The organism is Streptomyces sp. NPDC031340 (assembly GCF_055569945.1).
The window spans coordinates 132,778-155,793 of sequence record NZ_JBVIIE010000006.1; the positions used below are offsets into that span (position 1 = coordinate 132,778).

Annotated in this window: 18 protein-coding genes; 16 read left to right on the plus strand and 2 right to left on the minus strand. The window is 72.5% G+C overall.

Annotation, left to right across the window (positions count from 1 at the left end):
* Nucleotide 1 precedes the first annotated feature (1 nt).
* From asnB to ACZ5GT_RS06255, 16 genes are read left to right on the plus strand one after another with little or no spacing between them, the layout of a single operon-like run.
* Nucleotides 2-1,936, plus strand: coding sequence for an asparagine synthase (glutamine-hydrolyzing) (asnB, locus tag ACZ5GT_RS06180; RefSeq protein WP_469015143.1), 1,935 nt, complete (start codon nucleotides 2-4; stop codon nucleotides 1,934-1,936).
* A gap of 29 nt (nucleotides 1,937-1,965) precedes the next feature.
* Nucleotides 1,966-4,158: a bi-domain-containing oxidoreductase gene (locus ACZ5GT_RS06185; protein ID WP_469015147.1), complete on the plus strand. Its 2,193-nt coding sequence runs from the start codon at nucleotides 1,966-1,968 to the stop codon at nucleotides 4,156-4,158.
* Complete coding sequence (locus ACZ5GT_RS06190) at nucleotides 4,155-6,098, plus strand: heparinase II/III family protein (RefSeq protein WP_469015151.1); 1,944 nt, start codon at nucleotides 4,155-4,157, stop codon at nucleotides 6,096-6,098. Before ACZ5GT_RS06185 ends, ACZ5GT_RS06190 begins: the two co-directional genes overlap by 4 nt.
* Before the next feature lie 8 nt (nucleotides 6,099-6,106).
* Complete coding sequence (locus ACZ5GT_RS06195; protein ID WP_469015155.1) at nucleotides 6,107-7,654, plus strand: right-handed parallel beta-helix repeat-containing protein; 1,548 nt, start codon at nucleotides 6,107-6,109, stop codon at nucleotides 7,652-7,654.
* Between the two features lies 1 nt (nucleotide 7,655).
* Entirely contained in the window at nucleotides 7,656-8,960 is a 1,305-nt protein-coding gene (locus ACZ5GT_RS06200) for an O-antigen ligase domain-containing protein (RefSeq protein ID WP_469015160.1), read from the plus strand.
* A gap of 2 nt (nucleotides 8,961-8,962) precedes the next feature.
* The gene (locus ACZ5GT_RS06205; protein WP_469015440.1) at nucleotides 8,963-10,204 is read left to right on the plus strand and encodes a glycosyltransferase; all 1,242 of its coding nucleotides are present in this window, start codon (nucleotides 8,963-8,965) and stop codon (nucleotides 10,202-10,204) included.
* Nucleotides 10,201-11,436 carry a class I SAM-dependent methyltransferase gene (locus tag ACZ5GT_RS06210; protein WP_469015162.1) on the plus strand — a complete coding sequence of 412 codons (1,236 nt, stop codon included), beginning with the start codon at nucleotides 10,201-10,203 and terminating at the stop codon, nucleotides 11,434-11,436. The genes ACZ5GT_RS06205 and ACZ5GT_RS06210 overlap by 4 nt, the downstream gene beginning before the upstream one ends.
* On the plus strand, nucleotides 11,433-12,227 hold the full coding sequence (locus tag ACZ5GT_RS06215; protein ID WP_469015165.1) for a sugar phosphate nucleotidyltransferase: 795 nt from the start codon (nucleotides 11,433-11,435) through the stop codon (nucleotides 12,225-12,227). Before ACZ5GT_RS06210 ends, ACZ5GT_RS06215 begins: the two co-directional genes overlap by 4 nt.
* Entirely contained in the window at nucleotides 12,224-12,871 is a 648-nt protein-coding gene (locus ACZ5GT_RS06220; RefSeq protein ID WP_469015168.1) for a PIG-L deacetylase family protein, read from the plus strand. The genes ACZ5GT_RS06215 and ACZ5GT_RS06220 overlap by 4 nt, the downstream gene beginning before the upstream one ends.
* Before the next feature lie 3 nt (nucleotides 12,872-12,874).
* Complete coding sequence (locus tag ACZ5GT_RS06225; protein WP_469015171.1) at nucleotides 12,875-13,900, plus strand: NAD-dependent epimerase/dehydratase family protein; 1,026 nt, start codon at nucleotides 12,875-12,877, stop codon at nucleotides 13,898-13,900.
* A complete protein-coding gene (locus ACZ5GT_RS06230) occupies nucleotides 13,897-15,171 on the plus strand; it encodes a DUF4910 domain-containing protein (protein ID WP_469015174.1) in 1,275 nt (424 codons plus the stop codon). Before ACZ5GT_RS06225 ends, ACZ5GT_RS06230 begins: the two co-directional genes overlap by 4 nt.
* Nucleotides 15,168-16,475 carry a hypothetical protein gene (locus tag ACZ5GT_RS06235; protein WP_469015179.1) on the plus strand — a complete coding sequence of 436 codons (1,308 nt, stop codon included), beginning with the start codon at nucleotides 15,168-15,170 and terminating at the stop codon, nucleotides 16,473-16,475. The genes ACZ5GT_RS06230 and ACZ5GT_RS06235 overlap by 4 nt, the downstream gene beginning before the upstream one ends.
* Entirely contained in the window at nucleotides 16,472-17,446 is a 975-nt protein-coding gene (locus ACZ5GT_RS06240) for a glycosyltransferase family 2 protein (RefSeq protein ID WP_469015181.1), read from the plus strand. Before ACZ5GT_RS06235 ends, ACZ5GT_RS06240 begins: the two co-directional genes overlap by 4 nt.
* Entirely contained in the window at nucleotides 17,443-18,690 is a 1,248-nt protein-coding gene (locus ACZ5GT_RS06245; RefSeq protein ID WP_469015184.1) for a polysaccharide pyruvyl transferase family protein, read from the plus strand. The genes ACZ5GT_RS06240 and ACZ5GT_RS06245 overlap by 4 nt, the downstream gene beginning before the upstream one ends.
* The gene (locus tag ACZ5GT_RS06250; protein ID WP_469015188.1) at nucleotides 18,687-19,238 is read left to right on the plus strand and encodes a dTDP-4-dehydrorhamnose 3,5-epimerase family protein; all 552 of its coding nucleotides are present in this window, start codon (nucleotides 18,687-18,689) and stop codon (nucleotides 19,236-19,238) included. Before ACZ5GT_RS06245 ends, ACZ5GT_RS06250 begins: the two co-directional genes overlap by 4 nt.
* Nucleotides 19,239-19,244: 6 nt before the next feature.
* Nucleotides 19,245-20,570 (plus strand): glutamate-1-semialdehyde 2,1-aminomutase, encoded by a 1,326-nt coding sequence (locus ACZ5GT_RS06255; RefSeq protein WP_469015193.1) that lies wholly within the window; start codon nucleotides 19,245-19,247, stop codon nucleotides 20,568-20,570.
* 13 nt (nucleotides 20,571-20,583) lie between these two features.
* Here the strand turns inward: ACZ5GT_RS06255 and ACZ5GT_RS06260 are convergent, their stop codons facing one another.
* Complete coding sequence (locus ACZ5GT_RS06260) at nucleotides 20,584-21,282, minus strand: phosphatase PAP2 family protein (RefSeq protein WP_469015196.1); 699 nt, start codon at nucleotides 21,280-21,282, stop codon at nucleotides 20,584-20,586.
* A 239-nt stretch (nucleotides 21,283-21,521) separates the two neighbouring features.
* Nucleotides 21,522-22,946: a non-reducing end alpha-L-arabinofuranosidase family hydrolase gene (locus tag ACZ5GT_RS06265; RefSeq protein WP_469015199.1), complete on the minus strand. Its 1,425-nt coding sequence runs from the start codon at nucleotides 22,944-22,946 to the stop codon at nucleotides 21,522-21,524.
* Nucleotides 22,947-23,016 lie beyond the last annotated feature (70 nt).

Sequence of the window (23,016 nt, forward strand, 5' to 3'; positions counted from 1 at the left end):
CATGTGTGGCATCGCGGGCACGTACCGATGGCCGGACGGCAAGGTCCTGACCGACCGCCTCACCGACACCCTCGCCCACCGCGGCCCGGACGGCGCGGGCCGCTACGGTCACCCCGTCGGCGACGGCGAAGTGCAGCTCGGGCACCGCCGGCTGTCCATCGTCGACCTGTCGGAGACCGGCGCCCAGCCGATGGTCTCGGACGGCCTCGCCCTGACGTACAACGGCGAGCTGTACAACGCGCCCGAGCTGCGTGCCGAGCTGGCAGCCGCCGGGGTGCGCTTCCGCGGCACCTCCGACACCGAGGTGCTCCTCCAGGCCTGGCGGCGCTGGGGCACCGACTGCCTGCCCCGGCTGCGCGGCATGTTCGCGTTCGGCGTCTTCGACGAGCGGACCGGTGAGCTGGTGCTCGCCCGCGACCAGCTCGGCATCAAGCCGCTGTTCCTGCTCCGGCGCGGCGAGGGCCTGGTGTTCGCCTCCGAGCTCAAGGCGCTCGCCGCCGCGACCGGCGGGACGCTGCGGGTGGATCACGCGGCACTGGTGGCCTCACTGCTGTACTACTGGGTGCCGGACTCGCGCTGCGCGTTCCGCGAGGCGGAGAAGCTTCCGCCGGGGAGCTGGCTGCGGTGCCGGCCCGACGGCCGGGTGGAGCGCGGCCGGTTCTGGAACCTGAAGGACGTCGCCGCCGAGGGCCGGGAGCGGGCCCGCAGCGGCGAACTGCCGGACCTGGCCGCCGTCGTCGAGGAGTCGACCCGGCGTCACCTGCTCTCCGACGTGCCCGTGGCGACGTTCCTCTCCGGCGGCCTCGACTCCAGTTATCTGACCGCGCTGGCGGCCCGCGAGCAGCCCGGGATCTCGGCCTACACGATCGGCTTCCGCGCCGAGGACGCCAGGTTCGAGGCGATGCCGGACGACCTGCGCTACGCCCGGCAGGTGGCCGAGCGGTTCGGCGTCGACCTGCACGAGATCGAGATCGCCCCGAACGTGCTGGACCTGCTGCCGCGGATGACGTACCACCTGGACGAGCCGATCGGCGACCCCGCCGCGATCAACACGTACCTGATCTGCTCGGCCGCCCGGGAGGCCGGGGTCAAGGTGATGCTCTCCGGGATGGGCGCCGACGAGTTGTTCGCCGGGTACCGCAAGCACCTGGCCAACCTGCTGGCGCTGCGCTACCAGCGCGTTCCGCGGCCACTGCGCCGCGCGGTGTCCGGGACCGTGGACCGGCTGCCGGTCGCCACGTCCCGCCGGGGGTACCGGTCGGTGCGCTTCGCGAAGCGGTTCCTGTCCTTCGCCGAGCTGCCGGAGGAGACCGCGTTCCGGCGCAGCTACACCATGTACGACCGGGACGAGTTGCTCGCCCTTCTCGATCCGGACCTGGCCGGGACGGTCGATGAGGTGCTGACCGAACACGCGGACGTCTACCGGGACAACGACCTCGACGACTTCGTCAACCGCATGTGCCTGACCGATGCCCGGATGTTCCTGCCGGGCCTGAACCTCGCGTACACGGACCGCTCCAGCATGGCCGCGTCGACCGAGGTGCGGGTGCCGTACGTGGACGTCGAGGTGGTCAAGGCGGCGTTCGCCGTACCCGGCGACCGCAAGATCGTCGGACGGCAGGGCAAGGCCGTCCTCAAGGAGGCGGCCGCCTCGGTCCTGCCCCGGGAGATCGTCTACCGGCCCAAGGGCCTGTTCAGCGCGCCGCTGCGGGCCTGGATGAGCCGGGATCTGGCACCGCTGGTGCGCGAGGTGGTGCACGACGGCGCGCTCGTCAGCTCCGGGCTGCTGCGCCGCGACGCGCTCGCCCGCATGGTCGCCGAGGACGCCGCCGGGCAGCGGGACTTCTCCAAGCATCTGTGGCATGTGCTGACCCTCGAGTACTGGTACCGCGACGCGATCCCCGGGCCCGGCCGGGGTGCTCGCTCGGCGGCGTGACAAACGGCGTAGAAACAAGGGGACTTCGGGTGAAACAGGTCGTGCAGAACTACAAGAGCGGCGAGCTGGCGGTGCTCGACGTGCCGGTGCCGGGGTGCAAGCCGGGGGGTGTGCTGGTCCGTACCGCCTACTCGCTGATCTCCACCGGGACCGAGCTGATGAAGGTGTCCGAGGCCGGCATGTCGATGCTGGGCAAGGCCCGCTCCCGGCCGGACCAGGTGGCCAAGGTCATGCAGAGCGTGGCCACCAACGGGGTGCCGGCCACCTACCGCAAGGTGATGGGCAAGCTGGACTCCTACACGCCGCTGGGCTACTCGCTGTGCGGGGTGGTCGAGCAGGTCGGCGCCGGGATCGACGATGTGAAGGTCGGCGACCTGGTGGCCTGCGCCGGCAACGAGCACGCGTTGCACGCCGAGTTCAACTGGGTGCCGAGGAACCTCTACGTCCCGGTGCCGGACGGCCTCGCGCCGCGGCACGCCGCCTTCGGCACGGTCGGGTCGATCGCGTTGCAGGGCGTCCGGCAAGGCGAGCCGCACCTCGGCGAGGTGGCCCTGGTCATCGGCCTCGGTCTGATCGGGCAGCTCGTGGTTCAGCTCCTCGCCGCCTCGGGCGTCCGCGTCGTCGGGGTCGACCCCGACCCGGAGCGGTGCGAGCTCGCCGAGCGGCTGGGCGCCGCGGCCTGCGGGGATCCCGAGTCCGCGGCCGTGGAGGCCGCGGTCGCCGAACTCACCGACGGTCACGGCGTGGACCAGGTGTACCTGGCCGCCGGCGGCGGCAGCAACCAGCCCGTCGAGCTGGCCGCCCGGCTGAGCCGGGACCGCGGCCGGGTCGTCGACATCGGCAAGTGCCGCCTGGACCTGCCGTGGAACGCGTACTACGAGAAGGAGCTCGACGTCCGGTTCTCCCGCAGCTACGGCCCCGGGCGCTACGACCCGGAGTACGAACTCGAGGGCCGGGACTACCCGATCGGCTATGTGCGCTGGACCGAGCGCCGCAACCTGGCGTGCTTCCTCGACCTCGTCGCCCGGGGCAGCGTCGACGTGGAACCCCTGGTCTCCCACATCGCCGACTTCGACGACGCGGCCGAGACGTACCGGCGCCTGAAGGACGGCGAACTGAAGGCCGTGACCGTGCTGTTCCGGTACCCCGGACCCGCGGGGGAAGCGGAGGAAGCCGGCGCCCCGGCGGTGGCCGTGCCCGCGGTGAAGCGGCCCGGCGGCGCAGTGTCCACGCCGGCCCGGGCCGCCAGGACGCCGGTGCGCCTCGCGTTCGTCGGCGCGGGCAACTACGCGACCTCGATGCTGCTGCCGCACCTGGCGCAGCGCGACGGTGTCGAGCTGTCGACGGTCGTCACCACGACGGCGCTGTCCGCGGCCAACGCGCAGCGGAAGTTCGGCTTCGCCGAGGCGACCACCGATCTCGACGCCGTGCTCGGCGACGAGTCCATCGACGCGGTCTTCGTGGTCACCCGGCACAGCTCGCACGCCGAACTGACCCGGAAGGCACTGCTGGCGGGCAAGTCCGTCTTCGTGGAGAAGCCCCTGGCCCTCACCGAGGACGAGCTGGCCGGCGTGCTCGCGGCGGTGGAGGAGTCCGGCAACGACCGGCTGCAGGTGGGCTTCAACCGCCGGTTCGCGCCGCTGCTGCGGGAGGCCGGGAAGCGGTTCGGCGCCCGGACCGGTCCGGCGAGCCTGCGCTACCTGGTCAACGCGGGCCGGCTGCAGCACGGCAGCTGGTACCTCCGACAGGGGACCGAGGGCTCGCGGTTCGCCGGCGAGGGCGGACACTTCATCGACACGGCGAGCTGGCTGCTCGGGGCCGACCCGGTCTCGGTGTACGCGGTCGCCACGTCCGGCAACGAGGACCTGCAGGTCGTCCTGCGCTACCCGGACGGGTCCACCGCCACCATCAGCTACGTCACCACCGGCGCGCCCGGCTTCCCCAAGGAGACGCTGGACCTGGTCGCGGACGGCAAGGTGCTGCGGCTCGACGACTTCGTCCGTGCCTCCGTGTACGGGCCCAAGCGGTGGGTCAGCTCGCGGCTGCCCAAGGCCCGGGACAAGGGCCAGTCCGCCGAGCTGGCCGCCTTCGTCAAGGCCGTGCGGACCGGCGGGCCGATGCCGGTGCCGCTGGAGTCGCTGGTCGCCACCACCTCGGCCACCCTCGCCGTGCAGACCGGCCTGGCCGCCGGTGCGCCGGTGACGTTGGCGAGGACGCGATGAGCATGAGCGCGGGCTGGTACCTGCGGCGGCTGTCCCGGATGGGCCCGCGGGAGGTCGGCGGCCGGGTGGGCGACGCGGTGCGCAGGCGGCGGTGGCGGTCGGCGCGGCCGGTCTGCCCGAGCGTGACCGGCGCCCGGTTCACCGCGGTCCTGCCCGCGGGGACGATCGCCGCGGTGCCTGCGGACGCCGTGAAACGGCTCGTCGCCGAGGCGGACCGGCTGATGCACGGGCACGCCGAGTATTTCGGGGTGCTCCGCGAGGACCTGGTCGACCCGGACTGGTGTCGCGACCCGAAGACCGGGCGCCGGGCTCCGTGGGCTTACGCCTTCGACGTGCCGTACCGGAACGAGGACGCGGTCGGGGACGTCAAGCAGATCTGGGAGCTGTCCCGGCACCAGTACCTCACCGTGCTCGCCGCCGCCTACGCGGTCACCGGGAACGAGCGGTACGCCGAGCGCGTGGCCGAGCACCTGCGGTCGTGGTGGGCGGCCAACGCACCGCTGCGCGGCGTGCACTGGACCAGCGGTATCGAGCTGGGCATCCGGCTGCTGTCCTGGGTGTGGATCCGCCGGCTGCTGGACGGCTGGCCGGGCGCGGCCGGGCTGTTCGAGGGCAACCCGGTGGCGTTGAACCAGATCTGGCACCACCAGCGCTGGCTGGCCGCCTTCCCCAGCCGGGGGTCTTCGGCGAACAACCACGTCATCGCCGAGGCCGCCGGGCAGTTCGCCGCGGCCTGCGCGTTCGGCTGGTTCCCCGCCTCGGCGCGCTGGCGAGCCGACGCGCTCCGGTCGCTGGAACGGAATCTGCGCGCCAACACCTTCGGCTCCGGCCTCAACCGCGAGCTGGCCACCGAGTATCACGGACTCGTGCTGGAACTCGGCCTGGCCGCGGTGGCCGAGGCGGACGCCGCCGGCGTGCCGGTCCCCGCGTCGGTCCGGCTGGTGCTGTTGCGGATGACCGACGCGCTCGCGGCCGTCGTGGACAGCCGGCTGCGGCCGCCGCGCCAGGGGGACGCGGACGACGGGCACGGTCTGGTCGTGGACGGCGCGGGCACCGACCGCTGGGCCTCGCTGCTGGCCACCGGCGACGCCGTGTTCGGCCGGCTCGCCTGGTGGCCGGCGGTGACCGGCACCGATGTACGCACCCCGCTGCTGGCCGCGCTCATCGAACCCACTGAACTGTCCGTGAGCCGCCCGACCGGCCGACCGGCGCACTTCGCCGACGCGGGCATGGCGATCCTGCGCGGCCCTGGCGAGATCTGGTGCCGCTGCGACGGTGGTCCGCACGGCTTCCTGTCCATCGCCGCGCATGCCCACGCGGACGCGCTGTCGGTGGAGGTCCGGCACGACGGGGTCGACGTGCTCGCCGACCCGGGGACGTACTGCTACCACGGGCAGCCCGAGTGGCGGCGGTACTTCCGGTCCACCCTCGGCCACAACACCCTGCAACTGGACGCCGGTGACCAGTCCGTCTCCGGCGGCCCGTTCCTGTGGACCCGGCATGCCCGCAGCCGCGTCCTGGCCGCGGACACATCCGGCGAGGGGGTGGCCCGCTGGTGTGGAGAGCACGACGGCTACCAGGGCTCCGTGCACCGTCGCCGGGTGGAGCTGACGGCCGCGAGCCGGGAGCTGCGGGTGGTCGACGAGGTGCGCGGCCCGCGCCGGGCCGCGCGCCTGGCGTTCCACCTCGGACCGGCGATCGCCGCGGACCTGGTGGGGCACCGGGCGGTGCTCACCTGGATCCGGGACGGTGAGGGACGTTCCGCGGTGCTCGAGCTGCCCGGACAGCTGTCCTGGCGGGCGCATCGCGGCGAGACCGACCCGCCGCTGGGTTGGTACTCCCCCGGATTCGGGCGCAAGGAACCCGCCACGACCCTGGTAGGCACCGGCTTCACCGACGGCGCGGACGGGTTCACCACCGTGCTCAGGTTCGGCGGCTAGGGGGGCGCGTGGGGATCAAGAGGCGGCACCGGGCGTCGGCTGCGGCGGCACCGCCGGCGGCGGCCCTGCTGGCGCTGGCGCTGCTGGCGACCGGCTGTGTCAGCACGTCGAGCGCCGGGGCGGAGCCGAAGGCCACGCCGTCCACGTCCGCGGCCCCGCACGTGGCGCGGGTGTGCGCCGAGCCGGAGGCCGGGCCGGCGAAGGCGCCGGCGGGCGCGGTGACGGTCGACCCCGCGGTGGTCGGTGACCTGGCGGCGAAGACCAGGAGCAGCCCCCCGAACACCACGTTCTGGCTTCGGCCGGGCAGGCACCGGCTCGACCCGAACCGGTACGCCCAGGTCATCCCCAAGGAGGGGGACCGCTACGTCGGTGCGCCGGGCGCGGTGCTGGACGGCCGGAGGAAGAACCAGTACGCGTTCGGCGGCAGTGCCCGCGACGTCACCATCCGCTACCTGACCGTGGAACGTTTCGTGGCGCCGCTGAACGAGGGCGTGGTCAACCATGACTCGGCCGACGGCTGGGTGATCGAGCACGCGACGATCCAGCACAACTCCGGCGCCGGCCTGATGGCCGGCGCCCGCCAGCAGGTCCGCGCCAACTGCCTGCGCGGCAACGGCCAGTACGGCATGAACGCGTACAAGGCCGACGGCCGGATCAGCGGCCTGGTGGTCGAGGGCAACGAGATCGTGGGCAACAACACCGACGACTGGGAGCGGCGGCGCAAGGGCTGCGGCTGCACCGGAGGCATCAAGTTCTGGGCCGTCGACGGCGCCGACGTGCGCGGCAACTGGGTGCACGGCAACCACGGAACCGGGTTGTGGGCGGACACCAACAACAACGACTTCCGCATAGAGAACAACGTGCTGGAGGCCAACGACGGCGCCGCGCTGATCTACGAGATCAGCTACAACGCGGTCATCCGGAACAACGTGATCCGGCGCAACAACTGGGTCGAAGGGCGCAAGGCGGCCGAGAGCGGCGACAGCTTCCCGTTCGCGACCGTCTACCTGTCCGAGTCCGGCGGCGAACCACGCATCCGGGCCCGCACCGACCGGATCGAGATCTACCGGAACGTGCTGGAGAACAACTGGTCCGGGATCACCCTGTGGGAGAACGCCGACCGATTCTGCAACAGCCCGGCCAACACCTCGTCCGGTCAATGCACTTTGCTGGTGCGGGACACCAGGCGCTGTACCGGGTCGGCGATCGCGAAGGCGCCGCTCTACGCCGACTGCCGGTGGAAGACACAGCGGGTGGACATCCACGACAACCGCTTCGTCCTGGACGAGTCCGTCGTCAAGTGCACGGAGAAGTGCGACCGGATGGGTCTCCTCGCCAACTACGGAACCTACCCGGACTGGTCGCCGTACAAGGGCGAGCGGGTGGCTGACGCGATCACCACAAAGCAGCACAACCGCTGGCACGACAACGTCTACATCGGGCCGTGGAAATTCGTGGTCCAGGACACGAGCCGGGTGCTCGACTTCGTGGAGTGGCAGGGCATGCCGTACCGGCAGGACGCGGGCAGCACCCTCGACCCGGTGGCCGGTGGTTGAGATGGGCGCAGACCAGAGGCCGGCCGGGCTGCCGGGCGGACCCGACACGGCGGGAGCGCGGCCCGGCGCCGCATCGCGCCCGGTCGGCACACCGCGGATCGTCGGGATCGTCTGGGGGCTGCTCGTCCTCAACACGCTCGGCTCCGCCGGGGCGAAGACCATCGTCCCGCTGCCCCGCTCCCTCATCCAGATGGTCACCATGGGCGCGCTGGTCGCCGCGTTCGCGCTGGCGCTCACGGTCAATCTCCGGCTGCGCGTCCGCGCCAGCGCCTACCTGTTCCTGCTCACCCTGCTGCTGGTGATGAGCGTGATCTCCAGCGCGAACCTGGAGTCCGGGTTCGGCGCGCTGTTCCGCTGCTTCCGGCTGACTCTCTTCGTGGGCACGCTGTGGCTGCTCAGCCGCTGGTGGGACGGCGGCATGACGTTCGTCCGGCACCACATCCGGATGTATTTCGCGGTGCTCGGATCGGTGGCCGCCGGCCTGGCCGTCTCACCGGGCGCGGCCCTGCCCGACCTCTACGGCGGACGCCTCGTCGGCGCGTTGTGGCCGCTGACCCCGCCGCAGATCGGGCAGTACGCCGCGGTGATCATCGGGCTCACCGTGCTGCTCCTGCTGGGGCGCAGGACCGACAGGGCGAGCGCGGCCGTGGTCATCGTGCCGTCGCTCGTCCTGCTCGCCCTGACCCATACCCGGACGGCCACCCTCGGCCTGCTCCTCGGGCTGGCGCTGGCGATCGGCTCGCTCGTCCTGACCAGCGCCGCGGCCCGCCGGTTCTTCACCTGGGCGGTGCTGTGCGCCGTGGTGGCCGCGGTGGGGTTCGCCTCCGCGCTGCAGTCGTGGTTCCTGCGCGGGCAGAGCCGGGAGAACTTCTCCAGCCTCACCGGCCGGGCCAAGGTCTGGGACGCCCTGCTGGCCAAGCCCCGGTCGACCTCGGAGCAGTTGTTCGGCGTGGGCCTGGGCGACAAGTCGTTCGGCGGGCTGCCGATCGACAACAGCTGGCTGGCCGTCTACAACGAACAGGGTCTCATCGGCGTCGCCCTCGTCGCGACGTTCCTCATCGTGCTGGGCGGCGTCGCGCTGCTGCGGCCACCGTCGCTGCGGAGGGCCTGCGCGATCTTCCTGATCAGCTACTGCGCGATCGCGTCGTACACGGAGGCCGGTCTCGGCGACGCCTCGCCGTATCTGCTGCATCTGGCCCTGGCCGCCTCGCTGCTGGCGACACCCGCCGAGGCCGCTCCCCTCCCGACGCCCGATCCCCCTCGACGACGCGTCCCGCGCTGGGCCCGTAGACCGGAGGTGACGTGAGCATGCACGTCCTGGTGGTGCACAACCGCTACGCCTCGGCACAGCCGAGCGGGGAGAACAAGGTCGTCGACCAGGAGGTGGAGCTGCTGCGCGCGGGCGGCCACCGGGTCGAGGTGTTCGAGCGGCGCAGCGACGACATCGCCGACCGCTCACTCCTCGGCAAGGCCGCGGTGCCGCTCCTGGTGCCGTGGAACCCGGCGGTGCGCACGGAGCTCACCGCCCGGCTGCGCGCCGAGCGGCCGGACGTGGTGCACGTGCACAACGTCTTCCCGCTCCTGTCGCCCGCGGTGCTGGCCGCCTGCGCCGACGCCGGTGTGCCCGCCGTCGCGACGCTGCACAACTACACCCAGGTCTGCCCTCCCGGCACACTGCGGCGCGACGGCCGGCCCTGCACGGAGTGCGTCGGATCGACGCCGCTGCCCGCCGTCCGGCACGGCTGCTACCGCGGCTCCCGCCTCGCCACGGTGCCGCTCGCGGTCAGCCTGTCGGTCAACCGGCGGCGGTGGTGGTCCGGCGTGGAGCGGTTCCTGTGCATCTCCGCGGCGCAGCGCGACGTCCTGGTGCGGTCCGGCATGCCGGCCGAGCGGCTGGCGGTGAAGCACAACTTCGTTCCCGACCCGGGCACCTGCCGAGTCGGCGAGGGAGAGCATCTGCTGTATCTCGGCCGGCTCGCGGAGGCCAAGGGGGTGCGGCTGCTGATGGCCGCCTGGGACGAGATCGCGGCGGGCGGCGGTGCGGGCGTCCCGCTGGTGATCGCCGGCGCGGGGCCGCTGGAGCGGGAGGTGACCGCCTGGGCGGCGGGCCGCGACGACGTGCGTCACGTCGGTCTGTACGACACGGCGGAGTGCCGGAGGGCCGTCGCGAGGGCGGTGGCCGTGGTGGCTCCCTCGACGTGGCTGGAGGCGTTCGGCCTGGTGGTCGTGGAGGCGATGGCGGCCGGGGTCCCGGTCGTCGCCGCCGGTCACGGCGCCTTCGTCGAACTCGTCGAGGACGGGGTGACCGGGCTGCTGCACCGGCCGGGCGACCCCGCCTCGCTCGCGTCCTGCATGCGCCGGATCGCGGCCGGACCGGCCCGCAACCGGGAGATGGGCCGGGCGGCCCGGCGCCGTTACGAGCAGGGCTTCAGCCCGGCCGTCGGCCTCGAGCGCCTGGTGGAGGAGTACCGCACCGCGATCGCGGGTCGGTCAGCACTGGCTCGCGGCGGGGACACCCGCGCGAGCAGGGGGGATGGGGACAGCAGATGACACGATGCCGACTCTGCGGCTCGGAAGCGATGGCGAGCGTCGTCGACCTGGGGGCGACGCCACCGTGCGAAAGCTTCCTGGCCGCCGACCAATTGGACCGGCCGGAGCCGGCGTACCCGCTGCACCTGCGGGTCTGCACCGACTGCTGGCTCGCGCAGATCCCTCCGCTGATCACGCCGGAGGAGACGTTCAAGGAGTACGCGTACTTCTCCTCGTACTCGACCTCCTGGGTGGAGCACGCGCGCACGTTCGTCGCCGACGCCGTGCAGCGCCTCGACCTGGGTCCCGATTCCTTCGTGGCCGAGGTCGCGAGCAACGACGGGTACCTGCTGAGGCACGTGGTGGACCGGGGGATCCGCTGCCTGGGCATCGAGCCGTCGGTGAACGTCGGAGCGGCGGCGCGGGACGCCGGTGTGCCCACGCTCACGGAGTTCCTGAGCCCCGAGACCGGCTCGGCGGTCCGCGCGGAGCACGGCCCGGCGGACCTGGTGGTGGCCAACAACGTGTACGCGCACATCCCCGACGTGGTCGGGTTCACCCGAGGGCTGCGCGCCCTGGTCGCCGACGACGGCTGGGTCTCCATCGAGGTGCAGCACCTGCTGACCCTGATCGAGGAGAACCAGTACGACACGATCTACCACGAGCACTTCCAGTACTACACGGTCGCGTCCGCGACCCGAGCCCTGGCGAGCGGCGGACTCACGCTCGTGGACGTCGAGTTGCTGCCCACGCACGGCGGCTCCGTCCGGCTGTGGGCCCGGCCGGACGAGGTGGCCGGCGAGCCGAGCCGGCGGGTGGCCGAGGTGCTCGACCGGGAGAAGGCCGCCGGGCTGCGGGAGCTGTCCGGGTACACCGAGTTCTCCGCCCGGGTGGCCAAGGTGCGCCGGGATCTGCTGCGGTTCCTCATCGATGCGGCCGAGCGCGGCGAGACGGTGGTGGGCTACGGCGCCCCGGGCAAGGGCAACACCCTGCTGAACCACTGCGGGATCCGGCCCGACCTGCTCCCGTACACGGTCGACCGCAACCCGTACAAGCACGGCAGGTTCACCCCGGGCACCCGCATCCCCGTCCTGCCGCCCGAGCGGATAGCCGCCGACAAGCCGGACTACGTCCTGGTCCTGCCGTGGAACCTGCGGGCCGAGCTGGTCGAGCAGTTGTCCTTCGTGCACGGCTGGGGCGGCCGGCTGGTCTTTCCCATCCCGGAACTGAGCATTGTCGAGGGGGAGTCATGAAGGTCGTCCTGTTCTGCGGCGGTTACGGGATGCGGATGCGCAGCGGAGCCTCCGACGACGTGCCCAAGCCGATGGCGATGGTCGGGCCGCGACCGCTGATCTGGCACGTCATGCGCTACTACGCGTACTTCGGGCACAAGGAGTTCATCCTGTGCCTCGGCTACGGGGCCCACCACATCAAGAACTTCTTCCTCAACTACGAGGAGACGACGTCCAACGACTTCGTGCTGCGCGGCGGGCGGACCGAGCTGCTGTCCACGGACATCGCCGACTGGACGATCACGTTCGCGCAGACCGGCATCGAGTCGCCGATCGGGGAGCGGCTGCGCCGGGTGCGGCACCACCTGGACGGCGACGAGATGTTCCTCGCCAACTACGCCGACGTGCTCACCGACGCCCCGCTGGACGAGATGATCGACCGGTTCGCGGCGCGCGACGCCGGCGCGTCGATGATGGTGGTGCCGCCGCAGTCCTCGTTCCACTGCGTGGAGCTGGGCGAGAACGGCCTGGTGGGTGGCATCACCGCGGTGAGCGACCTGCCGCTGTGGGAGAACGGCGGCTACTTCGTGCTCCGGCAGGAGGTCTTCGACCACATACCGGAGAACGGGGACCTGGTCGCCGACGGATGCGCCCAGCTGGCCAAGCGCGGCCGGCTGGTGGCGCACCAGCACCGCGGCTTCTGGAAGCCGACCGACACCGTGAAGGAGCGGGCGGCGCTCGACGACGCCTACGCCCGGGGCGACCGTCCATGGGCCGTGTGGGAGCGGGACAACGCCGGGGTGAGCGCGTGATCCGGCTCAGCGCCGGGCGCCCGGACCGGATCGTCGCGGTGGGCGCGCACTGCGACGACATCGCCATCGGCGCCGGCGGCACGCTGCTGACGCTGTGCGGCGCGCGGCCGGGGATCCGCGTCGACGCGCTGGTGCTCTCCGGCGGCGGCACCGACCGGGAGCAGGAGGAGCGGGCCGCGCTCGCCGCCTTCTGCCCGGGCGCCGACCTGCGGCTGACCGTGCACAAGCTGCCGGACGGCCGGTTCCCGGCCCACTGGGAGGAGGCCAAGTCCGCGGTCGAGGAGCTGCGCGAGCGGACCGACCCCGACCTGGTCCTCGCCCCGCGCACCGACGACGCGCACCAGGATCACCGCGGACTGGCGCGGCTGCTGCCCACCGCGTTCCGCGACCACCTCGTGCTCGGCTACGAGATCGTCAAGTGGGACGGCGATCTCGGCCGTCCGTCGGTGTACCAGCCGCTGTCGCCGGAGACCGCCGAGCGGAAGGTGCGACTGCTGCAGGAGCACTACCCCTCGCAGCGGCACCGGCCCTGGTACGACCGGGAGGCGTTCCTCGGCCTGGCCCGGATCCGCGGCATCGAATGCCACGCCCGCTACGCCGAGGCGTTCGCCGTCACCAAACTCACGATCGACCTGGGGGACTGAACTTTGCGCGTACTGCTGACCGGACACCAGGGCTACCTGGGCACCGTGATGGCCCCGGTCCTCGCGGCCGCCGGGCACGACGTCGTCGGCCTCGACGCCGGCCTGTTCGCCGACTGCGTGCTGGGCGAGCCGCCCGCGGACCCGCCCGGGCACCGGGTGGACCTGCGCGACGTCACGGCCGAGCACGTGGCCGGGGTGGACGCCGTGATCCACCTGGCCGCGCTCTCCAACGACCCGCTGGGATCGCTGGCGCCAACCCTCACCTACGACATCAACCACCACGCGTCCGTGCGGCTCGCCCGGCTGGCCCGCGACGCCGGGGTACGGCGCTTCCTGTACGCGTCCACCTGCTCGGTCTACGGCGCCGCCGGCGGCGACGGCCTGGTGACCGAGGACGCCCCGCTGCGCCCGGTGACGCCGTACGCGGAGTCCAAGGTGCGGGTGGAGGACGACCTGCACGCGCTGGCCGACGGCGACTTCACCCCGGTGTTCATGCGCAACGCCACCGCCTTCGGCTACTCGCCCCGGCTGCGCGCCGACATCGTGCTGAACAACCTGGTGGGCCACGCCCTGCTGTCCGGCGAGGTGCTGGTGCTCTCCGACGGCACCCCCTGGCGCCCGCTGGTGCACGCCGCCGACATCGCACGGGCCTTCACGGCCGCGCTGACCGCGCCGCGCGAGGCGGTGCACGACCGGGCGTTCAACATCGGCAGCGAGACCAACAACGTCACGGTCGCCGAGATCGCCGGACAGGTCGCCGAGGCGGTCTCCGGCGCGAAGGTGGTGATCACCGGGGAGACCGGCGCCGATCCGCGGTCGTACCGGGTGGACTTCTCCCGGTTCCGGGCCGCGATACCCGGCTTCGACTGCGAGTGGACGGTGAAGCAGGGCGCGCTCGAACTCGCCGAGGCCTACCAGAAGTTCGGGCTGACCCGGGAGGACTTCGAGCGACGCTTCACCCGGCTCGCCGTGCTGCGCGCGGCGTCCGACGCCGGCGCCGTCGACGACACCCTGCGGTGGCGCGGATGACCGAGACCGGCCGGGAGATGCACGCGCTGGTGGAGCGGCTGTACCCGCTGTGCCGGAGCATCACCGGCGACGGCGTGCGCGCCACCCTGGACATCGTCGGCGAGTACGTCCCGCTGGAGGTGCACGAGGTGCCGACCGGGACGCAGGTGCTCGACTGGACCGTGCCGCAGGAGTGGAACATCCGCGACGCCTACATCGCCGACTCCGCCGGCCACCGGGTGGTCGACTTCGCCGCGTCCAGCCTGCACGTGCTCGGCTACAGCGTGCCGGTGTCGGCCACCATGCCGCTGTCCGAGCTCCGCGCGCACCTGCACACCCTTCCGGACCACCCGAGCTGGGTGCCGTACCGCACCAGCTACTACAAGCCGGAGTGGGGGTTCTGCCTGGCCCAGGAGACCCTGGACGCGCTGCCGGACGGCGACTACGAGGTTCGCATCGACTCCACGCTCGAAGACGGCCACCTCACCTACGCCGAGCATGTGATCCCCGGTCAGGTTCCGGACGAGGTGATCGTCTCCTGCCACGTCTGCCACCCGTCGCTGGCCAACGACAACCTGGCCGGCATCGCGGTGGCGACGTTCCTGGCCCGGGCGCTGGCGCAGGAGACGCCGTACTACACCTACCGGTTCATCTACGCGCCCGGCACCATCGGGGCGATCACCTGGCTGGCCCGCAACGCGGAGCGGGTGGAACGGGTCAGGCACGGCCTCGTGCTGGCCTGCGCCGGGGACCGGGGCCGGTTGACGTACAAGCAGAGCAGACGCGGCGACGCGGAGATCGACCGGGTGCTGCGGCATGTGCTCACCGCGTCCGAACGCCCGCACACCGTCAACGAGTTCACTCCGTACGGCTACGACGAACGGCAGTACTGCTCGCCCGGGTTCGATCTCGGCGTGGGCTCGCTCAGCCGGACCCCGTACGCCGGGTACCCCGAGTACCACACCTCGGCGGACAACCCGGACTTCGTCTCCCCCGAGGCGATGGAGGACACCCTCGCGGTGTGCCGCGAGGCGTTCGCCGTCCTCGACCGCAACCGGCGGTACCTCAACCTCAGCCCCTACGGCGAACCGCAGCTGGGCCGGCGCGGGTTGTACGACGCGCTCGGCGGCCGCAGCGACACCAAGCAGGCCCAGATGGCCATGCTCTGGGTGCTCAGCCTCTCCGACGGCGAGCACAGTCTGCTGGACGTCGCCGAGCGGTCCGGGCTGCCGTTCGACACCGTCGCCGTCGCGGCCGACGCCCTGCACGGCGCCGGACTGATCAAGGCATGACGCCGATGACCACCGAGGAGGAGAATCCGCAGCCGACGGCGCCGGCGGCCGGGTCCGCCAGGCGGGCCCTCGTCGGCAGGCTGTCCTGGGGACTGGCCGACCAGGCGGCCTCCAGCATGTCCAACTTCGCGGTGGGCATCTACGTGGCCCGCTCCCTGGGGGTGACCGCGTTCGGCGTGTTCAGCCTGGCCTGGGTGACCTACGGGGTGGTGCTCAACGTCTCCCGCGGCCTCGCCACCGATCCGCTCGTGGTGCGCTTCAGCGGCGTGCCGGAGGCGTCCTGGCGCGGGGCGGTGGCCCGGTCGACGGGTACCGCGCTCGGCGTGGGCACGGCCATCGGCGCGGCGTGTCTGGTGGCCGGGCCGGCCCTCGGCGGCCGCGTGGGGCCCGCGTTCGTCTGCCTCGGCGTGATGCTGCCGGGGCTGCTGCTGCAGGACGCCTGGCGGTTCGCGTTCTTCGCCGCCGGCGCCGGGCGGAAGGCGTTCGTCAACGACGTCGTGTGGGGCGTCGCGCTCGTCCCGGCCATGCTCGTGGCGGCCCGCGTGGGCAGTGTGGCCGCGTTCGTGCTCGCCTGGGGCGCCTCCGCCACGGTGGCGGCGGGGTACGGCTGCGTCCAGTCCGGCATCCGGCCCCGGGTGACCGAGGGGCGCCGGTGGCTCCGCGAACAGCGCGATCTCGGCTACCGGTACCTGGTCGAGAACACCTGCCTCAGCGGCGCGAGCCAGCTGCGGGCCTACGGGCTCGGTGCGATCGTCGGCCTCGGCGCGGTGGGTGCGGTGCGGGGCGCCGAACTCCTCATGGGCCCGTTCCTCGCCGTGCTGATGGGCCTGTCACTGGTCACCGTCCCGGAGGCGGCACGGGTGCTGCGGCGGGCCCCGGACCGGCTCGGCCGGTTCTGCCTCCTCCTCGGCGGCGGGCAGGCCGTCGCCGCGCTGCTGTGGGGCGGGGCGCTGCTGCTGATGCCGGACCGGCTCGGCGAGCTCGCCCTGGGCGACGTCTGGCACTCCGCCTCGCAGCTCGTCGTGGCGATCACGCTCGGGGTCGCGGGCGCCGGCCTCGGCACCGGCGCGGCGGCCGGGCTGCGCGCGCTCGGCGCGGCCCGGCGCAGCCTGCGCTCCCAGCTGTTCGCCTCCGCCTGCTATGTCGGCGGCGGGCTCGGCGGGGCGGCCCTGGCCGGCACGGTCGGCTCGGCCTGGGGCGTCGCCGCCGCGACCGTCAGCGGCTCCGCGGTGTGGTGGCTGCAGCTGCGGTCCGCCCTGCGCGAGCACCACCACGACCCCATCCCCGAAGTGAGGACTGCATGACCGACCGACCCAGGCTGAGCATCGGCCTGCCCGTGTACAACGGCGAGGAGTACCTCGCCGAGTCGCTCGACGCCCTGCTCGGGCAGACCTACGAGGACTTCGAGCTGGTCATCTCCGACAACGCCTCGACGGACGGGACCGAGGCCATCTGCCGCAAGTACGCCGCGCAGGACTCACGCATCCGGTACGTCCGGCTGCTCCGGAACGTCGGCGCCACACCGAACCACAACTACGTGTTCACCCAGTGCCGCGGCGAACTGTTCAAGTGGGCCTCGCACGACGACCTCTACGCCCGCGATCTGCTGCGGCGCTGCGTGGAGGCGCTGGACGAGCGGCCGGACGTGATCCTCGCACACGCCGACCAGGCGGTCATCGACGGCGACGGGCGGGTGAAGGTCCCGTACGAGTACACGCTCGCCACCAACTCACCGCACGCCCCCGAGCGGTTCCGCAGCATGCTGTTCGAGCCCGGCGGCGACGACTTCTACGGGGTGATCCGGGCCGACGCGCTGCGCCGGGTGAGGCCGATGGACAGCTACCACCACGCGGACCGCACGTTCGTCGCCGAGATCGCCCTGCACGGGCGCTTCCACCAGGTGCCGGAGCTGCTGTACTTCCGTCGCGACCATCCCACCCGCGCCGAGCGGGCGAACCCGTCCAAGCGCGCCCGGTGCGTCAACCTGGACCCGCGCCGGGCGGGCCCGCTGCACCCGACGCCCCGGCTGCTCGCCGAGTACGTCTGGGGCTTCGCCTCGGCGATCCGGCGGGCGCCGATCTCCCCGGCCGAGCGGCGCGAATGCTACCGCCACCTGGCCGCGTGGATGACCAGCCGGGTCCGGCCGGGCGCCGGCGAGCGGGTCGAGGACCGCGCCCCGGTCGATCCGGCCAAACTCACCGTCTCCGTGGACGCCCTCGTCGCCGGGCGTGAAGGTCGTGAGGGCCGTGAGGGCCGTGACGGGAGGCGCGCGTGACGGCCGCGGCGGAAACCCCGGTGCGCGTCGGGGTGTTCGGCCTGCTCGGCTCCGGCAACCTCGGCAACGACGGATCGCTCGAAGCCGTCCTCGGGTACCTCCGCGCCGCGCACCCGGAGGCGGTCGTGGACGCGCTGTGCGGCGGACCCGAGGCCGTGACGGCCCGGTTCGGGATCCCCGCCACGCGGCTGCACTGGTACCGCGGGGAGTACCGGACCGCGTCCCGTGCGGGCGCGATCGCGGCGAAGGGGCTGGGCAAACTCGTCGACGTCTTCCGCACCGCCGCCTGGGTGCGCCGGCACGACGTGGTGATCGTGCCGGGCATGGGCGTCCTGGAGGCGACTCTGCCGCTGCGGCCGTGGGGCTTCCCGTACTCGCTGTTCCTGCTCTGCGCGAGCGGCCGGCTGCTCGGCACCCGGGTCGCGCTGGTCAGCGTCGGCGCCGCCGAGATCCGCGACCGGCCGACCCGGGCCCTGGTGCGCTGGTCGGCGCGGATGGCCGCATACCGGTCGTACCGGGACACGCAGTCCCGCGACGCGATGCGGGCGATGGGGGTGGACACCGCGCGCGACGAGGTCTACCCGGACCTGGCGTTCTCCCTGCCGACGCCGCCGGCGGGCGCGGCCCCGGACCCGTCGGCCCCGCCGGGCCCGGTCTGCGTCGGCGTCATGGACTTCCACGGCGGCAACGACGACCGCGCCCGTGCCGACGAGATATACCGGCGCTACCTCGACGGGACGATCCGGTTCGTCCGCGCGCTGGTCGAGGGGGGCAGGCCGGTCCGGCTGCTCACCGGCGACGACTGCGACGCGTCGGTGGTCGCCGCGATCCTGGACGCGGTGGACTCTCCGCTGGTCACCGCGGCCGAACCGGCCTCACTGGCCGACCTGATGAAGGAGATGGCGGCCGCCGACACCGTGGTCGCGGTCCGCTACCACAACCTGATCTGCGCGCTGAGGACCGGCACACCGGTCCTCGCCGTCAGCTACGCGGCGAAGAGCGAGGCGCTCATGGAGCGGATGGGCCTCGGCGCGTACTGCCACCCGGCGCGCGAGGTCGACGCCGACCGGCTGCTCGAGCAGTTCCGGGCGCTGGAGAACCGCTCGGCCGAGCTGCGGCGGACCCTCGCCGAGCGGAACCTGGCGGCCGCCCGGCAACTGGACGACCAGTTCACCGCCCTGACCGTGGCCCTGTTCCCGGCGACCGGCCATGCCCACGTCCCCGCCCGGCAGGAGTCCCGATGAAAGTGACCGAAGTCCCCGAGATCGCCGGGGCGTACCTGTTCGAGCCGACGCCGTACGCCGACGAGCGCGGCTTCTTCTGCCGCACCTTCGACGCCGACGTGGTCCGCTCGGTGGGCCTCGACCCGAACGCCTTCGTCCAGGACAGCGTGTCCCGCTCGGTCCGCGGCGTGCTGCGCGGCCTGCACCTGCGCTCCGGCGACGGCGAGGCCAAGCTGGTGCGGTGCTCGTACGGGAGGATCTTCGACGTCGTCGTGGACCTGCGGCCGGGCTCGCCGACCTACCTGGGCCGGGCCTTCTTCGAGCTGTCCGGCGAGACGCAGGCGACCGTGTACATCCCGGCGGGCTGCGCGCACGGCTTCCAGGCGCTGACCGAGACCGCCGACACCTCGTACCGGATCGACCGCCCGCACGATCCGGCCGAGGACGTGACGATCGCCTTCGACGACCCGGAGCTCGCCATTCCCTGGCCGCTGCCGGTCACATCGATGTCCCAGCGGGACCGGGAGGCGCCGAGCCTCTCCGAGGTCCTGAAGCACAGAGAAAGCTGAGGTCCCTTGGACACCGAAGGACTCCACCTGCCCCGCTCGCGGGCGGCCAACGAGCGGCTGCACGCCATGATCCCCGGGGGCGCGCACACCTACGCCAAGGGCGACGACCAGTACCCCGAGAACCTGGCCCCGGTCATCAGCCACGGCCGCGGTGCCCATGTGTGGGACGTCGACGGCAACCGCTACATCGAGTACGGCTCCGGCCTGCGGTCCGTCAGCCTCGGCCACGCCCACCCACGGGTGGTCGAGGCGGTACGGCGGGAACTCGACCGCGGCAGCAACTTCGTCCGGCCGTCCATCGTGGAGGTCGAAGCCGCCGAACGCTTCCTGGCCACGGTGCCGACCGCCGAGATGGTGAAGTTCGCGAAGAACGGCTCCGACGCCACCACCGCCGCGGTGCGCCTCGCCCGCGCCGCCACCGGGCGCTCGCGGGTGGCCATCTGCGCCGACCACCCCTTCTTCTCCGTCGACGACTGGTTCATCGGCACCACGCCGATGTCCGCCGGCATTCCGGCGGAGACCGACGAGCTCACCGTGTCCTTCCCCTACGGGGACCTGGCCGCCACGGAGGAACTGCTCACCCGGTACGAGGACGAGGTCGCCTGCCTGATCCTCGAACCCGCCACCCACGCCGAGCCGCCGCCCGGGTACCTGGCCGGCCTGCGCGAGCTCGCCGACCGGCACGGCTGCGTACTGGTCTTCGACGAGATGATCACCGGCTTCCGCTGGTCCGAGGCGGGCGCCCAGGGCCTGTACGGCGTCGTCCCCGACCTCTCCACGTTCGGCAAGGCGCTGGGCAACGGATTCGCCGTCTCCGCGCTGGCCGGGCGCCGCGAGCTGATGGAGCGGGGCGGGCTGCGTCACACCGGCGACCGGGTGTTCCTGCTGTCCACCACGCACGGTGCGGAAACGCACTCCCTGGCAGCGGCGATGGCGGTGCTCACCACCTACGTCGAAGAGGGCGTCACCGCGCGGCTGCACGCCCTCGGCGAGCGGCTGGCCGCCGGTGTCCGCGACGCCGCGGCCGCCATGGGCGTCGGCGACCACGTCGTCGTCCGGGGCCGGGCCAGCAACCTGGTCTTCGCCACCCTCGACGAGAAGGGGCAGCCGTCGCAGCGGTACCGCACCCTGTTCCTGCGCCGGCTCCTCACGGGCGGGGTGCTGGCCCCGTCGTTCGTGGTGAGCAGCGCGCTCGACGACGCCGACATCGATCACACCGTCGACGTGGTCGCTCAGGCGTGTGCGGTGTACCGGAAGGCACTGGACGCCGCCGACCCCACTCCCTGGCTGGCCGGACGGCCGGTGAAGCCCGTGTTCCGCCGGTCGGCGTGACATGACGTGACGTTCAGCGACGCTCCAGCCGGCCCGCGTCGGCCGTCCGGTCGGCCAGCCGGTCAGCCATCCGGTCGACCAGCCACGCGGTGGCCGGTATCACCGCCAGCGCGGTGCACCAGCCGCCGAGGACGTCGGTCGGGTAGTGCGCGCCCAGGGCGACCTGGGCCCAGCCCATGGCAGCGCCGGCAATGAGCGCGGCAGCGAGCACGAGTGACGTGCCGGCCGTCCTGCCGAGGACCGGCCGGCCGGTCGCGAGCAGCGCCCCCACGAGGGCGAGCGCGGTGAAGAAGGCGGTGTGCCCGCTCGGGTAGGACAGGTTGCCGGCGCCGTGGATGGTGCGTCCCACCAGATGCTTGAGCAGCGTCGCCGTCCCCACGGCCACGGCGGCGCCGGAGACGACGAGCACCGCCGCGCGAGGACGGCGAAGCAGCAGGCAGCCCGCCACGGCGGCGGCGACCAGCGTCGCCGCTCCCACGGGCTGCCCCAAGAAGTCCAGGGCCAGCGCGACGTGCCGCCACGGCGGCCCCACACCGTCCACCGCCGCCGAGATCCGCGCGTCCACCGTGCCGGGCCGGCTGTGGCCGGCGTACAGGACCCCGAGCGCGACGACCACCAGCGCGGCGAGGGCCGCGATCAGCCCGAGCCGCACGCGCAGCGACGGGGGCAGCACCACGGGCGCCGGCCGGCCTTCGGCTTCTGCTGACGCCAACTCCCCCACCGACGAGCCCCCGTCGTGTCTGACTTGGCCCGCGCGGGAGCCATCAGCCTGTCCAGTCCCGAACCCGCCGACCTGAGTCGGTCTCCGCTCGCCACCCTAACCAACGATGCGTTCGCGGCAAACCGCCGTCGGAAAGTCCGGGTGCCGGCACTTCGCGAATTTTGCTCCTGGATCGCGGAGGTGAGAGGAACCCCGGCCGCCGCACGGCTGGGGTTCCTTGACCGGGGTGATCAGCGCTGCAGGGTGAGGACACCCGGCCGCCAGGGCAGCTGGTCGTAGGGGCCGCTCGCGGACGGGGACTTGCCCTGGTAGAGGAACTGCAGGTTGCAGGGGTCGACGGTCATGGTCTGGTCGGGGTTGTCGCGGACCAGGTCGCCGTGGCTGATGTCGTTGGTCCAGGTGGCGCCGCTGTTGGCCTTGCCCGCGAAGGGGTTGCTCTCGCCGGCGGCCTGCGGAGTCCACGAGCCGCTCAGACTGGAGGCCGTGAACGAGCGGAAGTAGCGCCCGTTCGCGCCCATCGCCTCGACGATCATCAGGTACTGGTTCTGGCCCTGGACCTTGTAGACCTGCACCGCCTCGAACAGGTTGGCCGTCGTATCGCTCATCACCGTCGTGTACGACGAGCCGAAGCTGCCCGGGAAGTTCCCGATCGGCATGCTCGCCCGGTAGATCTTGCCGTTGTCACCGGCGAAGAACAGGTACATGTTCTGCCCGTCGCCGATCAGGGTCTGGTCGATCGGGCCGGTGCCGGAGCCGGAGATGCCGCCGGTGAACAGCGGCTGCGGCGCGGACCAGCCGTTGGGGTTGGTGGGGTCGCTGGACGTGCGGTAGATGAAGGGCCACGCACCCCACTGGTACGCCAGCACCCAGATGTTCTTCGGCGCGAAGTAGAACAGCGTGGGCGCCACCGCCGACTGGCTCATCCCGGTCTGGCCGGCCGACGCCATGTCCGACCAGTTCGTGAAGGGACCGAACATCATCGAGCCGTAGGACGATCCCGACACGTTCGACGCGTAGACCAGGTGCTTGCCGTTGTACGTCACGTTGGTGAAGTCCTTCAGCGAGACCCACCCGTTCGCCGGCTGCGCCAGCGCACCCGTCGACGTCCACCGGTACGTCGACGGAAGAGTGCACGTGCCCGGCGGGGTCGTCGTCCCGGAGAGGCCGGTCCACTTCTGGCCGCTGCCGCCGTTGCACGTCCCGATCTGCACGGCCGTACCGTTGGCCGTGCCGGCGCCCGCGGCCTCCAGGCACAGCCCGGACTCCACGCCTACGACCGTGCCGTCGGAGTTCACCCGCCACTGCTGGTTCGCCCCGCCGGAACAGGTCCAGATCTGCACCCGGGTACCGGGCGCGGTGGCGTGGCCGGGGACGTCCAGGCACTTGTTGCCGTACACGGTCAGCTGATTGGCGTCCGTCAGCGTCCACTGCTGGTTGGTCCCGCCCCAGCAGTCGTAGAGCTGCAGGTACGTGCCGTCGTCCTGGCCGGCGCCCACTACATCGAGACACCGGTTCGAACCGGCACCGCGCAGGGCGCCGCTGGTGGCCGCCTGAGCCGGCGTGGCGACGAGCATCGCGGCCAACGCGGCCAGGACCGCAACCGCGGCGGCGAGCACCGCGGACGTATGCCTGCGGCTGAGCTTTCCTCCGTGCATGGGACCTTCCTCAACCTTGAGTGGGCGGTTCCAGATGTTGATGCGTCCATGACATGCAAGGTTCGCAATA

Excerpts from the sequence above, each read along its gene's own strand:
- asnB (WP_469015143.1), top strand. The coding sequence starts at position 2 with ATGTGTGGCATCGCGGGCACGTACCGATGGCCGGACGGCAAGGTCCTG.
- ACZ5GT_RS06190 (WP_469015151.1), top strand. The coding sequence starts at position 4,155 with ATGAGCATGAGCGCGGGCTGGTACCTGCGGCGGCTGTCCCGGATGGGC.
- ACZ5GT_RS06200 (WP_469015160.1), top strand. The coding sequence starts at position 7,656 with ATGGGCGCAGACCAGAGGCCGGCCGGGCTGCCGGGCGGACCCGACACG.
- ACZ5GT_RS06205 (WP_469015440.1), top strand. The coding sequence starts at position 8,963 with ATGCACGTCCTGGTGGTGCACAACCGCTACGCCTCGGCACAGCCGAGC.
- ACZ5GT_RS06210 (WP_469015162.1), top strand. The coding sequence starts at position 10,201 with ATGACACGATGCCGACTCTGCGGCTCGGAAGCGATGGCGAGCGTCGTC.
- ACZ5GT_RS06215 (WP_469015165.1), top strand. The coding sequence starts at position 11,433 with ATGAAGGTCGTCCTGTTCTGCGGCGGTTACGGGATGCGGATGCGCAGC.
- ACZ5GT_RS06230 (WP_469015174.1), top strand. The coding sequence starts at position 13,897 with ATGACCGAGACCGGCCGGGAGATGCACGCGCTGGTGGAGCGGCTGTAC.
- ACZ5GT_RS06235 (WP_469015179.1), top strand. The coding sequence starts at position 15,168 with ATGACGCCGATGACCACCGAGGAGGAGAATCCGCAGCCGACGGCGCCG.
- ACZ5GT_RS06240 (WP_469015181.1), top strand. The coding sequence starts at position 16,472 with ATGACCGACCGACCCAGGCTGAGCATCGGCCTGCCCGTGTACAACGGC.
- ACZ5GT_RS06250 (WP_469015188.1), top strand. The coding sequence starts at position 18,687 with ATGAAAGTGACCGAAGTCCCCGAGATCGCCGGGGCGTACCTGTTCGAG.
- ACZ5GT_RS06265 (WP_469015199.1), bottom strand. The coding sequence starts at position 22,946 with ATGCACGGAGGAAAGCTCAGCCGCAGGCATACGTCCGCGGTGCTCGCC.